Annotated in this window: 15 protein-coding genes, 1 pseudogene and 2 other annotated features; of the genes and pseudogenes, 9 read left to right on the forward strand and 7 right to left on the reverse strand. The window is 35.0% G+C overall.

Going from position 1 to position 13,342, the window contains the following annotated elements; genetic code table 11:
* Positions 1–11: 11 nt before the first annotated feature.
* A complete protein-coding gene (locus BAU28_RS10955; RefSeq protein ID WP_002173549.1) occupies positions 12–470 on the forward strand; it encodes a GNAT family N-acetyltransferase in 459 nt (152 codons plus the stop codon).
* Positions 471–593: 123 nt separating this feature from the next.
* A complete protein-coding gene (locus BAU28_RS10960) occupies positions 594–971 on the forward strand; it encodes a hotdog family protein (protein WP_002173548.1) in 378 nt (125 codons plus the stop codon).
* 38 nt (positions 972–1,009) lie between these two features.
* Here BAU28_RS10960 and BAU28_RS10965 read toward each other — a convergent pair whose 3' ends face one another.
* Positions 1,010–1,555 carry a helix-turn-helix domain-containing protein gene (locus BAU28_RS10965; RefSeq protein ID WP_025147373.1) on the reverse strand — a complete coding sequence of 182 codons (546 nt, stop codon included), beginning with the start codon at positions 1,553–1,555 and terminating at the stop codon, positions 1,010–1,012.
* 157 nt (positions 1,556–1,712) lie between these two features.
* Here BAU28_RS10965 and BAU28_RS10970 point away from each other — a divergent pair, with 157 nt between their 5' ends.
* Together BAU28_RS10970 and BAU28_RS10975 are read left to right on the forward strand one after the other, a co-directional pair.
* The gene (locus BAU28_RS10970; protein WP_025147374.1) at positions 1,713–2,117 is read left to right on the forward strand and encodes a DoxX family protein; all 405 of its coding nucleotides are present in this window, start codon (positions 1,713–1,715) and stop codon (positions 2,115–2,117) included.
* Positions 2,118–2,138: 21 nt separating this feature from the next.
* Positions 2,139–2,996 carry a VOC family protein gene (locus tag BAU28_RS10975; protein ID WP_071718571.1) on the forward strand — a complete coding sequence of 286 codons (858 nt, stop codon included), beginning with the start codon at positions 2,139–2,141 and terminating at the stop codon, positions 2,994–2,996.
* 16 nt (positions 2,997–3,012) lie between these two features.
* Here BAU28_RS10975 and BAU28_RS10980 read toward each other — a convergent pair whose 3' ends face one another.
* Positions 3,013–3,327 carry a 4a-hydroxytetrahydrobiopterin dehydratase gene (locus BAU28_RS10980; protein ID WP_025147376.1) on the reverse strand — a complete coding sequence of 105 codons (315 nt, stop codon included), beginning with the start codon at positions 3,325–3,327 and terminating at the stop codon, positions 3,013–3,015.
* A complete protein-coding gene (locus BAU28_RS10985; protein WP_071718572.1) occupies positions 3,308–5,062 on the reverse strand; it encodes an aromatic amino acid hydroxylase in 1,755 nt (584 codons plus the stop codon). Before BAU28_RS10985 ends, BAU28_RS10980 begins: the two co-directional genes overlap by 20 nt.
* Positions 5,063–5,223: 161 nt before the next feature.
* Positions 5,224–5,451 (reverse strand) — a binding site (T-box leader).
* A 51-nt stretch (positions 5,452–5,502) separates the two neighbouring features.
* Positions 5,503–5,731 (reverse strand) — a binding site (T-box leader).
* Between the two features lie 358 nt (positions 5,732–6,089).
* Between BAU28_RS10985 and BAU28_RS10990 the strand changes: the two genes are divergently transcribed.
* The gene (locus BAU28_RS10990; RefSeq protein WP_071718573.1) at positions 6,090–7,328 is read left to right on the forward strand and encodes a TolB family protein; all 1,239 of its coding nucleotides are present in this window, start codon (positions 6,090–6,092) and stop codon (positions 7,326–7,328) included.
* A gap of 43 nt (positions 7,329–7,371) precedes the next feature.
* On the opposite strand, the gene BAU28_RS10995 is transcribed toward BAU28_RS10990, so the two are convergent.
* Positions 7,372–7,494, reverse strand: coding sequence for a DUF4023 domain-containing protein (locus BAU28_RS10995; protein WP_002173541.1), 123 nt, complete (start codon positions 7,492–7,494; stop codon positions 7,372–7,374).
* Positions 7,495–7,566: 72 nt separating this feature from the next.
* Positions 7,567–7,860: pseudogene (locus BAU28_RS11000) on the reverse strand (phosphoglycerate mutase).
* A 148-nt stretch (positions 7,861–8,008) separates the two neighbouring features.
* On the opposite strand from BAU28_RS11000, the gene BAU28_RS11005 reads away from it, so the two are divergent.
* The 3 genes from BAU28_RS11005 (at position 8,009) to BAU28_RS11015 (ending at position 9,896) form a co-directional block, all read left to right on the forward strand.
* On the forward strand, positions 8,009–8,584 hold the full coding sequence (locus tag BAU28_RS11005; protein WP_071718574.1) for a phosphoglycerate mutase family protein: 576 nt from the start codon (positions 8,009–8,011) through the stop codon (positions 8,582–8,584).
* A gap of 14 nt (positions 8,585–8,598) precedes the next feature.
* Complete coding sequence (locus BAU28_RS11010; protein ID WP_071718575.1) at positions 8,599–9,132, forward strand: delta-aminolevulinic acid dehydratase; 534 nt, start codon at positions 8,599–8,601, stop codon at positions 9,130–9,132.
* A 263-nt stretch (positions 9,133–9,395) separates the two neighbouring features.
* A complete protein-coding gene (locus BAU28_RS11015; RefSeq protein WP_002173538.1) occupies positions 9,396–9,896 on the forward strand; it encodes a DoxX family protein in 501 nt (166 codons plus the stop codon).
* 37 nt (positions 9,897–9,933) lie between these two features.
* Here the strand turns inward: BAU28_RS11015 and BAU28_RS11020 are convergent, their stop codons facing one another.
* Positions 9,934–10,797, reverse strand: coding sequence for an alpha/beta fold hydrolase (locus BAU28_RS11020; protein ID WP_376769445.1), 864 nt, complete (start codon positions 10,795–10,797; stop codon positions 9,934–9,936).
* Positions 10,798–10,833: 36 nt separating this feature from the next.
* On the reverse strand, positions 10,834–11,673 hold the full coding sequence (locus BAU28_RS11025; RefSeq protein ID WP_071718576.1) for a GNAT family N-acetyltransferase: 840 nt from the start codon (positions 11,671–11,673) through the stop codon (positions 10,834–10,836).
* A 271-nt stretch (positions 11,674–11,944) separates the two neighbouring features.
* Between BAU28_RS11025 and BAU28_RS11030 the strand changes: the two genes are divergently transcribed.
* Positions 11,945–13,330, forward strand: a complete 1,386-nt coding sequence (locus tag BAU28_RS11030; protein ID WP_071718577.1) for an alkaline phosphatase — start codon at positions 11,945–11,947, stop codon at positions 13,328–13,330.
* The last annotated feature ends 12 nt before the right edge of the window (positions 13,331–13,342 follow it).

Consider the following 13,342-nt stretch of genomic DNA (forward strand, 5'->3'; position numbering starts at 1 on the left):
GGAGGGATTAAATGTATATTTATCATAATGGACTAATTATTCGTGAAGGAACGAATGGAGTGCCAGCATATGCAATTAAAACATTATTTGAAGATGCTGGCTGGAGTAATGATAATATCCCTTCTTGGCAAATTGAAAAATTTACGATAGCATTTGAAAATTCAACATGGGCTTTCACAATTTGGGATGAAGAAGAGATGGTCGCGATGGTTAGAGTGATTTCTGATCAAATCATGGTTGCTAACATAGTAAATTTAGTTGTGAAGTGTGAGTATAGAGGAAAAGGATTAGGTAAGAAACTTGTGGCTCTTTGTTTGCAAAAGCTTCCACATGGCGATTGGTTTGCGCATACATCTGCTAACAATTTTGATTTTTATAGAAGCTGTGGTTTTGAAGTAAGAGAGTTATCAAGAAATGGAACATGTGCGTACTATGGGTATCAAGTGGCAAAAAGGGATGGCCATCGATAAATGAGCGGAAAGTAAAGAAAAATCATAGTTAAGTAATTCTGATTCTTTTCATAATAGAAAATGAATTAAGGCTCATTTTATGGTAAAATGAAAGAAAATTCAGTCATTATTAGGGGGATAAAAATGAGTATAAAAGTTGGGGATGTATTTAAATACGAAAGAAAGTTTACCGAGGAAGAAGTTTTTGAATTTGCAAATATTACAGGCGATAAAGGTAGACATCATATGGAATATGATGAGAATGGACGATTAATGGTTCATGGCTTATTGACTGCTAGCATTGGGACGAAAGTAGGCGAAGAGTTACATTACATCGCAAGGGAATTAGTAAGTGAGTTTATTAGACCAGTTTTTACAGGGGATACGATTACTTGTGAACTAACTTTAACAAATATTGAACAAATGGAGGGGTATAAAAAAGTTTCAATAGAGTCAGTTTATCGTAACCAACATGAAAAGACTGTACTAGTCGGGACAAGTTATGGAATTATACGGGAATAAAAAAGAAGCCTGTTTGAAACAGGCTTCTTTTTTATTATTTAGTAAACACGTTTTCGATTTTCCGCATGACTAGAGATAAGTAATAATGCAGTTTCTTCACCTACATTACGAACAATATGAGGAACACATGCATTCCAGGAGAAAGAATCACCTTCTTCTACAATTGCAATATCTTCCCCATGTTGAACTTCTAGTTTTCCACGTAATACAAGGTGACATTCTTCCCCTTCATGAGCATTTGGTGAGTTTTCTTTCGGAAACCCGGTAGGAATTTCTACTAGAGATAGGCGAAGACCACCTTGCTCCGCAACATGTTCAATTCTTTGTTCATCTTTTCCGTATACACTGTATTTACGTTCTTCTTTTTTTACAACTTTCAACCGATCTTTTTGTTCTAATAATAAATAGGGAAGGGGAACGTTTAAAAAATTGGAGATCGTTTCTAAAGTTGAGATAGATGGTGATGTTTTATTATTTTCAACCTGACTCATAAAGCCTTTAGAAAGGCCTGTTCCTTCACAAATTTGTGCGATTGTTATCCCTCTACGTTGACGAATTTCACGTATTGCAGAACCAATGTTCATAAAAATCAAGCTCCTTTTTGTAAACAACTATTTGTATCATAGCAAAAAAAATATATTTTTTCCCACTGAAAATGAATTGACGAATAAAAATAATTAGTGTATGTTTTGTAATGTAAATAAAAGTTCTGTATGAGAAAACTATAAAGGAGAGAAAGAAATGAATCAACATATCGGTAACTTAATTATTCGTATCGTGTTAGGGGTAACGTTCTTTATGCACGGTTTAACAAAATTCCAATCAGGAATTGACAATATTGCAGGGTGGTTCACAAGCATTGGTTTACCAGGAGGACTTGCATACGGTGTAGCAACAGTGGAATTAGTTGGTGGTCTATTGTTAATTCTAGGTTTAGGTGTAAGATATATTGGATTATTATTTGCACTTGTTATGGTTGGAGCAATTGTAAAAGTGAAATGGTCAGCTGGTTTATTAGGAGATGGAAAAAATCCTGGCTTCGAATTAGAACTTGCATTGTTAGCGATGGGTGCGTACTTATTTGTTGCAAAAGCAGACGGTTTTATAGATAATTTCTTAAAAGAAAAAGTGTTTAAAAAAGCTTAATTTACATGGGGGGCTAACAAGATGAGTTTTCAACTTCATTCCGATACAACACTTGATGTTGTTCATTTATACGTATCAAATATAAAGAAATCACTAGAGTTTTATACGGAAGTACTAAGCATGAAAGTGTTAAAAGAAGATGAAACAGTCGTTACATTTGGGAATGAAAATGACGAGCCACTCCTTATCATTGAAGAAAAGAAAGAAGCTTTTCCGAAACAAAGAGGGAGAACAGGGTTATATCATTACGCAATTTTATTACCAAGCAGACAGGATTTAGCGAATGTTCTTCGTCATCTTGTAGAGATGGTATATCCACTGCACGGCGGAGCCGATCATTACTTTAGTGAAGCCCTTTATTTAGCTGATCCAGATGGAAACGGGATTGAAATTTATCATGATCGCCAAAAAGAAATTTGGCGTGATGAAAATGGAGAGCTACCATTTGTTAGTAACCCGTTAGCCGGTGAAGAATTATTACAGCAAGGAAGTACATGGAATGGCTTTCCAGCTGGTACTGTGATGGGGCATATTCATTTCCATGTAGCTGATTTGGAAGAAGCGAAACGTTTCTATGTTGATGGTCTTGGTTTTGAAGTAACCATCCCAGCTCGTAATGGAGCGTTGTTCGTATCCGCAGGTGGTTATCATCACCATATTGGTTTAAATACATGGCAAGGTGAAGGGATACCACCGCAAATGCCAAATTCCGTCGGCTTGAAATATTTCACAATTGTACTAGCGGATGAAAAACAAAAAGAACAAGTATGTGAAAGCTTAAAAAATATTGGCAAGATTGCTACGTACAAAGATGGAATATTACAAGTTGAGGACCCATTTGGACATTGTATACATTTCAAAATAAAAGGAGAAGCCTAAAAATGGCTTCTCTTTTTTACTTTCTTATAATTGCTTTTTCGTTTTGTAAAAATAGTTCATCAAATTGCTTCGCAAGCTCAAAATCTAGTTTCGTTAAACCTTTTGCATTCCATGATGACAAAGTAATAATGACTGCTTTATACTGGATAAGGATAAATGGATGGTGATTATGTTCTTCTGATAGTTTGGCGGCTTCAGAGACAAATTCGACTCCTTTTAAGTAGTCGGAAAACATATATTTTCTTTCGATCCATTTTTCATCTTTCACTGTCCATTTATCCAGCTTTGCTAATTCCTCTTGTACTTCTTCATTATTTAATCGTAGCATCATTTTTCACATCCTTTATCTGTAGTAGTGCAAGACCATTGTTAATAAGACGCGTTACAGCTTCGTCAGTTGTGAAGGTAGAAAGTTGTTGTAATAATGCTGCTGATGCTTCATGACCTTTGTTATGTTCTAAAAGCAATTCTAAAATTTCAAGACGAAGCAACCATTCTTTCGGATAAAATTTATTTAATACTTCTTGGATTGCTACTAATTGCTCGACATGCGCGCCGTGTAAAGTACCTTCACCTCGAATATCACGAACCGTTTGATACATACGTTCAAGCTCAGTCAGTACAAGCGGATCAGGAGTTTCTTGTACTTCTTCATCCATTGGGAAAAATGCAGCTGCATCTGCCGCTCCTGGGAATACAGAAGTGATTTGTGAGCCGACAGCCATATCAAATGCTCCCCATGAAGGATCAAATAATAAGCGATCTTTATGAGTAACTGTACAATCTATAAAGGAGATAAGAGCAATCTTTTTATCATTCTTTACAATGTCTGTTACTGTTCCTTTTACATGAATGCCACTTGCAAAAGTAAACTCTGCACTATTTCCAATTGTAATGCATAATGATTGTAATTGTTCTTCTGTACAATTTTCTAATGCAATATCTCCATCTAGTAATCCGATTGGTGTCCCGAATCCATCGCTATGCACAGATGTAGAATGATTTGCTAACTGTTTATTATGAATTGCTAATGCAGTTGGTGTATTTGTTCTCATATAAATGACTTCACCAGTATCATTTTTAATTGTCTCTGTAAATGTACCTGTAATTTGTAATCCGCTACTTAGCTCAGTTGTAGCATGGTTTTCGGAGCGGATTGCTTTTTCTAATCCTTCTGTGCCACCTGTTTTAAATGCCATCGTTTCAGAGAACTTCTCAAGTGCCTCAGTCAACTCTTCAAATGATTCGCAAACAAATAGCTGTGGCTGCATTTTTGTTACGTCATAAGTTGTACCTGTACAAGCTTCAATTGAGAATGGGACTTTCTTTACAGCATCTGTTAAACAATGCTTACTTTCACCGACAGAGGAAAGGAGACCAGCACCGTAAATTTTCGGGTCATCTATATTACCGATTAGGCCATATTCCACTGTCCACCAGAATAGACGTGAAATTTGTTCTGCTTCTGATAAACCAGAAACTAAGTTTTGTTTTTCGATTACAGCATTTTCAGCAGCTGCAACTTCTTCAGGTGTAGAAGTCGGGCTTTCTTTTACAATCGTTAATGTACGAACAGCTTCGAAAGCTTCATGTTCTTCTTTGGTGGAGAAAGCTTTCGCTCCAATTTGTCCAAATCGTTTCACATATTTTGCATATGTAGGATCGAGTAAAATCGGTGCGTGTCCTGCTGCTTCATGAACGATATCAGGAGCTGGTGTATACTCGATATTTTCTACTTTACGAATATCTGTTGCGATTGGTAGTAATCCGTGCCCCTGAAAATCAAAGAATGCGACGCCGGGAATAAGTCCGTCAATCGTTACGGCGCCCCAGCCGCTTGGTGCTAAACAGTCATTCATTTCTTCTACTTTTGGAATCGCATCTATATTAATACCAGATGATTGTAGTCCATTAACGTATGCTGGATGAGCAACATCTTTTAAGAAGTTATGGTTTTGTTTCATAATGTAACGCCAAACAGCGTGATTCACCGGCGTGTATTGATCATAATGCTGTGTGGATACGAATGGTTTTAAATGTGATGGAATTTTTGTTTTCTTTGTCATTTAGACATCCTCCTTTTTTTCTATAAAAATGAATACCGGTTCGTATAGCTTGTACCACCTCCCTTCAAAATTGTAAGCGCTTATAGAATTTTATCATAAGATTCGGAATTATTTAACAACTGTTTGCGTGAGAAATAGAAAAAGCCCCTATCGGAACATCCGATAGGGGCGAAAGAATCGCGGTACCACCCTATTTGTAAGTGAAAATATACTTACATCTCAACTAATGATAACGGAAAAACTCCGTCTTTTCCTTCATGCATAAAAGCACTACGAAAAAGAAGCTCCAGAATTGTAATTCGTACTTATATATGTGCTAATTTCCACCGACCATTAGCTCTCTGAAACAGGGATACAAGATACTACTGCGATTCTTTCAACGCGTATATATGAAGTTATTTAAAAGGGAAGGACGCAAAAAAGTCCCTATCGGAATATCCGATAGGGACGATAAAAATCGCGGTACCACCCTATTTGTAAACAACTAATTGTTTACCACTTACTTTAAGATAACGGAAAGATCCGTCTTTCTCTTCATGCATAAAAAGCATTACGGGAAAGAAGCTCCAGAATTGTAATTCACGCTTGTATATGTACTGATTTGCACCAACCATCAGTTCTCTGAGACAGGGATATAAGTCGCTACTAGTATTCCTTCAAAGCCGATATATAATTCGTTCAACTAAACTATGTTTTGTATTATAAAACTATATTGAAAAGCTTGTCAACAATAATTTTATTATTTTACTTCTAAATCAACGTTTAAATTAGATGTATTTTCAGTTGCATCAGTTGCAACAATGAAACTCTCTCTAATAAAAAAAACTAATTTTCAGAAAAAAATTACATTTCTATCGTTAATTATAAAGACCGATGTTGGCTAAACTATACATTTGACATAATTCATACCGATCCTCTTTGAATTAAAAATTTCTTGGGAAATTTTTTGGGATTATGTCGAATGGCTACAACATGCATATAGCAAGCGGAATGTGAGGGATGCTATAGGGAAAAATAGGGGTGTTATATGAAAAAGTTTATAGTAAGTGGCAGCGTGAGTTTGTTTCTTTTTTTCTGTACAATTTCTATTATTAGCGCAGAAAATAATAGAGTAAAAGTTGCTTTTATTCGTAATCATGATCTTTGGATTAAAGTCGATGAAAAAGAAAAGCAGATTACAAAAGGAGAGTACATAACAGGGCCGAAATGGTCATATGATGGAGGATGGCTTGCATATGCAAAAGGAAAGAAGCGAAATCATCTTGAACTGTATCGGCTGAAAGATGGAAAGAAAGTTACACCGTTTCAATCAGAAGCATCGAATTATCAATGGTCACCAATAGAGAATGTAATTGCATTTGTATTTGCACGTACATTAAATACGTTTGATGCTGAAAAAAAGAAAGCAGATTTTGAAAATGTATCAGCTGGTGTAGGTGACTATGCATGGTATCCTGATGGTAAGAGGTTTCTTGTATCATCTGAAGCGTATTTACTTCCAACAGGATGGACAGGAGCTCAGCTATATGAAATGGAAAAGGATGCAAATATGAATCCTCATAAGATGAAACATTTATATGCACTACCGAATGAGCATGATGACTTTTTAGCATTAGTTGCAAGTGGATTTAAGTGGTCACCAGATCAAAAGTGGATTTCGTTTTTAGCAGTACCAACAGCTTCTTTGTCAGCGGATAGTAATACACTTTGTTTAATTCGAGCGGACGGCAGTCGTTTTGAAAAAATAGATCAAATGTTGTTAAATACACAATGGTTTCAATGGTCGCCATCAAAAAATATATTGGCGTATATTGAAGGTAGCGGAAGAGTTGCATTAGAGAATAAACATTTAAAAGTAAAAGAATTACCAGCCCTACAGCAAAATACATTTACTCCAAAAGGATATGTTGATTGGGACTTCACATGGAAGAACGATAAAGTAATTATCGTTTCAAGGGCAAAGGAAGCAGAACTATCGATACATCCGGAAAAAAGGCCACTACCAACTTTATATGAGATAAATAGTACAAGCGATGAACAACATCAAATCACAAAGCCACCTTATAATCAAGGTGATTATAATCCTATCTTTATAAAGAAGAGCAATCAATTAATGTGGATACGTTCAAATCGTAAGAAAGCTGATGTATGGCTTGCTCATAGCGATGGGAAATATGAAAAGAAGTGGATTGAAAATATAGATGTACCAGAGTGGTATTATGAGAAATGGAATTGGGAAGATGTCATTTCGGTGAAAGACGAGTAAAAAATCCTGCCTGAAATATAATTTTTAGGCAGGATTTTCAATGTTATTTATGCGTCTTATTTGGCTTTTTTTTCGCAGGGTTTCCATTCCCTTGATGTTTTCTATTTTGTTCATCTTTTGCTTGCTTTTCATGCAATGTATCTAAAAAGTCATTTGAGTTACTCATTTTTATATCTCTCCTTTTTTCATTTCGTCCTAATTACTATAACCATTTAGGAGGAAAATCATGAGATAAAAGTTAAGCACTTAGTTTTCTTCGGTAATATAAGTAAAATATTCTATACGTAATAAATAGCATAAGTAAAACTAGTAACTCTATATTTTCTTTTGAAATAGCCTCGAAAGGGTCTGGCAAGTAAGGGGATTTTTCGCTCGCTCCTAAATCTAACTATTTGTTTAAGAGATTAATGATGCAAAAAATGAAAACACCGGACCAGCTTGCGATAATTGCTTGTTGCTTAATTTTTGCTTCACGTTCATCATCTGTAATCCAAGGATTAGCAGTTTTATCACTATTAAAAAAGCTATTTATGTATCCCTATATGATCATTCCGATAAAGACGATAATCCATTTCATATTTGTGGTCCTTCTCTTCTTGTAAAAAATTCATATAGCAGGAATGAAGAATAAAATAGGGAAGGAATATGTGAGACTATTTTATATTGAGAGGAAGAGGAGTATGAAACTTGTCTTTGTTCGTCATGGTGAAGGTGAACATACAAAGGATTTACCATTAAGTTTGCAAGTGGTGAATCCGCCGTTGACGGGAGTAGGAAAGAAGCAGGCTGAATTGCTTCAGTGCCATGTACCATTACAAGACAGGGATATATTAATCGCTAGTCCTACACTTCGAACACTACAAACTGCGACAATGTGGAGTTCGAATGTTGTTTGTCAAAAAATCGTTCATCCATATATATCCCCACGCATTTTCCCTTATCGTGAATTAGCTAAAACATTGCCGTGTGATCAATTGTTAGATCGAAAGATAATTAGAAATTTATTTCCACATTTTTCGTTAGAAGAAAGTACAAATGAACTGTTATGGAATGAGGGAATCAATATAATCCGAGAGAAGGAATTTCAACAAATAGTAGGTGAGTTTCTGCATTGGTGCTATCAGTTAAAAGCAGAAAAAGTTTGTATCGTTTCGCATGATGGAACAATTACAGCTTATAGACAATATTTACAAAAAGTAGTTTTAACGAGAGATGATTTTTTAGAAGAAACGGGGATATATCAAATAGATTTATAGGGAGGGGATGTCAAATGAACATTGCACTAGTAGTTGGCTATAACTCTGATTTGGAAGCGCAATCAATTCGAGCAACACTTGAATATTTTGGGGCGAGAGTTGTGACATATTGGATCGGTAGACCGAAAGATTTCATCGATGTTCTTTCCGGAAAGACTTTATATAAAGATATCAATTATGTTATTTTTTGCTTTCATGGTGATGAAGGGGAATTTGTAATGGAAGAGTTAGGAGAAGATGTGTATGACGAAAATGAACCGAGAGGATACTTTGGTGCAGCAAAAATTAAGAGATATGCAAAATTGCATAATATCCATATTGTAAATAGTGGTTGTACGTTAGGAGAACAAAAACTAGCAGAAGTATTTTTACAAAAGGGTGCAAAATCGTATATTGGATCGATAGATTATGTGGATGGAAATGCAGCACTTATGTTTACAATTCGCTTATTTTACGGGCTTATTAATCATAAAAAAACAGTAGAAGATGCTTTTCAAGAAGCAAGATTAATTGATGAGAAGACCCGTACATTTCGATTATATGAATAGCCTGAAACATGTTTATTCGAATATAGAATGAATACGTTTCGCATTTAGCACACAGTTTTTTTACATTTTTTCAGTGAAAATGATTATCAACTATGGTATGATATGTTCAAGTTTTTACAGGTAATAAAAGTTACTATATAAACGTTAGTTTTGGATGTTTTATTCAGATGTCACAAATTATTCATAATTAACATTATAAAAATAAGTAACTAATGATATTATATTATCTGTAACTAACTTAATTACAACTTTAGGAGGAAGATATGGTTATTCAATTTTTAAGAGAAAACAAAGCAGTTTCTTTTGTATTAGCGATAATCCGAGTATATCTTGGGTACACATGGCTAATGGCTGGAATCGGTAAACTACAAGGAAAAGGATTCGATGCAACTGGTTATCTACAAGGTGCAATTGAAAAATCTAAAGGAGCACAACCGGCGGTTCAATCTTGGTGGGCATCATTCTTACAAGAATTTGCAATTCCAAATGTAGATCTGTTTAATACACTTGTAACGTGGGGAGAAATTTTAGTCGGAATTGGTTTAATTGTAGGCTGTTTAACAAAAACAGCGGTCTTTTTCGGTCTTGTAATGAACTTTTCCTATCTGTTTAGTGGGTCAATTGGTGTAAACCCTGAAATGGTTATCTTATCAATGTTCGTTCTTGTTTCTGGTATGAATGCTGGAAAACTTGGAATCGATGGTTTCGTTATACCGAAAGTATTAGGATCAAAAACTCAAAAACGCCAAAAGCAAGCTGCTTAATATATGAAAACGGGTATCTCAAAAATGAGATACCCATTTATTTTTCAGCACTTATAGGATTTTTCTCAAAGAAATCTTGTACATACCCTACAAATTCTTGTGGTTCTTGACGAAATGGTGCGTGGTAACCTTTTTCTATAATATGAAAAGTGCTATTTTTTAAGAATTGATGATAAGTTTCTCCTTCTTTCCAAGAAACACTACTATCATTTCTTCCCCATATAATTAAAGTTGGTTGTTTTATTTCATTTGCATTGATTTGAAGACGCCTAGGCCACAATTTCATTTTGTTATAATGTTCTTCATCATTACGTTTAAATTTTACTTTGCTTTCATCATAGTCTGCAACAGAAGAAACTGTACTTAAATCCGTCGACAATTGTGGTTTAGGAGAGCCTTGTTTATTTACTAATGAGTGAGGGCCACCTGTAGCGTCGGTTAAAATAAGATGGGTAACTGCATCAGGATATAAATATGTTAAATTAAGAGAAATTTCTCCGCCCATGGAATGACCGAGTATTGCGAATGTCTCATAACCTAGTTTTTTCATTAACTTATAATATAAGTTCGCATGAGTTGGAAAGGAATAATAAAAGTCCATCGGTTTAGATGAACGCCCAAACCCTAAAGCATCCACAGAAATAATTGTATGATCTTTTGCTAAATCAGAATAAATCTTTTGGAATCCATCTGATGATCCACCAAATCCATGAATCATAAGTAAAGGTGGTTTCTTGCTGCCAATTTGCTTAAAGTAAATCGTTTGTCCATCTATTTCAATCATTTTTTCTTCTGTAGTTAATTTCGCAGTAATTGTATTTTTCACTTGTTTTACTTGTTCCACGGGCTTTTCTGCGGCACTACATCCTACTAATAATGCAAGAGTCAGACAGCCCGCCATAAGATAGGTAAGTTGCTTCAATTAGTTGTCCCCTTTCTAGCATAACGCTGCATCTATCATAGCAAATAGCATATTACGGTTTCCAGGAAGTTGATTACTATTCTTTATCATAAGAGGTGAAAGAAGTGTTTCATGGAAATTTGCTGTTTGCAGAAATTGGCGGAATATGGATTGTGAATGCGGAACATCAATGCGTATTGTCCCATTCCACGATTTACAAATCATTTCTAATAATTGAATAGAGTCTGCTTCTTTTTTTGAAATAAGTGGAGTAATACATAGTACATTTCCTTTTTGTATGCATAAAGCAAAAGCATCTATTTGATTATTCCGTTCAATTTTAAATGAGTAAGTTGCTCTTGATAGTAGCGATGAATAAATCTTAGAACGATGTGCACCAGTCGCAGTTTGATCAAGAGAAATTAGAGATTGAAGATCAGTTTGCTGAATTTGTTTTATGGGTACGGAATTTGTATTTATGTAAGTTGCTTGTTTTTCGAAACGATGAATTGTTGTTATTGATTGAAATCCATATGATTGATATAAAGGTTCACCAGCTTTTGTTGCAATGAGCATAATAGGAAGCGGTGAATGAGCTAGTTTTAAGCTGTTATTTAGCAAGATACGGCCAATGCCTTGTCTTTGAAAATCAGGATGTACGATTAACATGCCGATAGAAGAAAATCCAGGGTCGAATGAAAATACCCCTCCAGATGCAATAAGTTTATTCTCATGTACATAGCCAAAAATTGTGCCAATTGAAAGGTACATATGGAATTGTTCTTTCATAAAACTTTCGTGCTGTAGCCACCCGACTGATTCACAAAGAGAGAGTAAATCTGGAATGGAAGATTCGTTTAGTTTTATTGTTTTCATAAAGGTTCACCAAGTTTCTATTTTATTTTTAAAAATAGAGTTGATATTGTTACGAAATGTAAAGTAAGAGGTTTACGTTAAAAGAAATCTAATTTTTTTATATTTAGTTTGTAAAGGGCGCTATGATTGATATGAAAGGACACAGTTATACAAATTATAACTTATATTTACATAAGTTAACAAAAAATTTACATATAACTAATTTTCTCTTAACAGTCTTCTATTAAATTTGATAGTGGGAAATGAATAACCTAATTAGGGGGACAAAAAAGTGAAAAAGTTCGTAAAAAAAGCATGGCCATTTGCCGTTGTGGCGTCATTGGCAATTACTTCTGTAGCGACGTGGAATTTCACACGCACAGACAGTGTTAAAGCAGATGGGAAAGATAGCGATCAAAAGATTAAAAATGTCATTGTATTAATTGGGGATGGTATGGGGCCTTCATATATGACAGCTCATCGCTACATGAAAGACAATCCAAAAACATTTGAAATGGAATCTACAGAATTTGATAAACATCTTGTAGGAACACAAAAAACATATCCAGAAGATGAACATGAAAATATTACAGACTCTGCATCAGCAGCAACTGCGATGTCAGCAGGTATAAAAACATATAATGCAGCTATTGCAGTTGATAATGATAAAACAAAAGTAAAAACAGTGCTTGAGCAAGCGAAAGAAAGAGGAAAGTCAACAGGACTTGTTGCAACTTCTGAAATTACACATGCAACACCGGCTGCTTTCGGTGCACATAACATTAGTCGTAAAAATATGGATGAAATCGCAAATGATTACTTTGATGAGAAAATAAAAGATAAGCATAAGATAGACGTTATGCTTGGCGGTGGCGTAAATAACTTTGTTAGAAAAGACCGTAATCTTACCGAAGAGTTTAAGAAGTCTGGTTATAGTTATGTAACAGATCGTAATCAATTATTAAATGATAAAAACGATCAAGTTCTTGGCTTATTTGCACCAGGCGGTTTAGATAAAATGATTGATCGTAATGATAAAACACCGTCATTAGAAGAGATGACAAATGCAGCGATTGATCGTTTGAACAAAAATAAAAATGGTTTCTTCTTAATGGTTGAAGGAAGTCAAATCGACTGGGCTGGACATGATAATGATATCGTTGCAGCAATGAGTGAAATGGAAGACTTTGAAAGAGCATTTAAAGCAGCGATTGAGTTTGCGAAAAAAGATAAAAATACATTAGTTGTTGCAACTGCAGACCATTCTACTGGAGGATTGTCTTTAGGTGCGAATGGTGAGTATAACTTTAAAGTAGAGCCGATTAAAGTTGCGAAACGTACACCAGACTTTATGGCAAATGAGATTGCAAAAGGTGCAAATGTAGAAGAAACATTGAAAAAGTATATTGATCTACAATTAACACCAGAAGAAATTAAAGCTGTAAATGATATAGCTCCATCAAAAGATGTAACAAAGATTGATAATGCGATTGAGGATATCTTCAATAAGCGTTCGGTTACAGGCTGGACAACGGGTGGACATACAGGTGAAGATGTGAACGTATATGCATTCGGACCAGGTAAATACTTATTCTCTGGCGTTCAAGAGAATACAAATATAGCTAAACGTGTCTTTGATATTGTTGGCGGCGGCGACCCAAATAAAGGAAGACGCTAATTATAAAAGAAA

The sequence above is a fragment of the Bacillus paramycoides genome, from assembly GCF_001884235.1.
GTDB lineage: Bacteria > Bacillota > Bacilli > Bacillales > Bacillaceae_G > Bacillus_A > Bacillus_A paramycoides.

Excerpts from the sequence above, each read along its gene's own strand:
- BAU28_RS10975 (WP_071718571.1), top strand. The coding sequence starts at position 2,139 with ATGAGTTTTCAACTTCATTCCGATACAACACTTGATGTTGTTCATTTA.
- BAU28_RS11025 (WP_071718576.1), bottom strand. The coding sequence starts at position 11,673 with ATGAAAACAATAAAACTAAACGAATCTTCCATTCCAGATTTACTCTCT.
- BAU28_RS10980 (WP_025147376.1), bottom strand. The coding sequence starts at position 3,327 with ATGATGCTACGATTAAATAATGAAGAAGTACAAGAGGAATTAGCAAAG.
- BAU28_RS11015 (WP_002173538.1), top strand. The coding sequence starts at position 9,396 with ATGGTTATTCAATTTTTAAGAGAAAACAAAGCAGTTTCTTTTGTATTA.
- BAU28_RS10960 (WP_002173548.1), top strand. The coding sequence starts at position 594 with ATGAGTATAAAAGTTGGGGATGTATTTAAATACGAAAGAAAGTTTACC.
- BAU28_RS10985 (WP_071718572.1), bottom strand. The coding sequence starts at position 5,062 with ATGACAAAGAAAACAAAAATTCCATCACATTTAAAACCATTCGTATCC.
- BAU28_RS11010 (WP_071718575.1), top strand. The coding sequence starts at position 8,599 with ATGAACATTGCACTAGTAGTTGGCTATAACTCTGATTTGGAAGCGCAA.
- BAU28_RS11005 (WP_071718574.1), top strand. The coding sequence starts at position 8,009 with ATGAAACTTGTCTTTGTTCGTCATGGTGAAGGTGAACATACAAAGGAT.
- BAU28_RS11020 (WP_376769445.1), bottom strand. The coding sequence starts at position 10,797 with ATGGCGGGCTGTCTGACTCTTGCATTATTAGTAGGATGTAGTGCCGCA.
- BAU28_RS10955 (WP_002173549.1), top strand. The coding sequence starts at position 12 with ATGTATATTTATCATAATGGACTAATTATTCGTGAAGGAACGAATGGA.
- BAU28_RS10995 (WP_002173541.1), bottom strand. The coding sequence starts at position 7,494 with ATGAGTAACTCAAATGACTTTTTAGATACATTGCATGAAAAGCAAGCA.
- BAU28_RS10990 (WP_071718573.1), top strand. The coding sequence starts at position 6,090 with ATGAAAAAGTTTATAGTAAGTGGCAGCGTGAGTTTGTTTCTTTTTTTC.
- BAU28_RS10970 (WP_025147374.1), top strand. The coding sequence starts at position 1,713 with ATGAATCAACATATCGGTAACTTAATTATTCGTATCGTGTTAGGGGTA.
- BAU28_RS10965 (WP_025147373.1), bottom strand. The coding sequence starts at position 1,555 with ATGAACATTGGTTCTGCAATACGTGAAATTCGTCAACGTAGAGGGATA.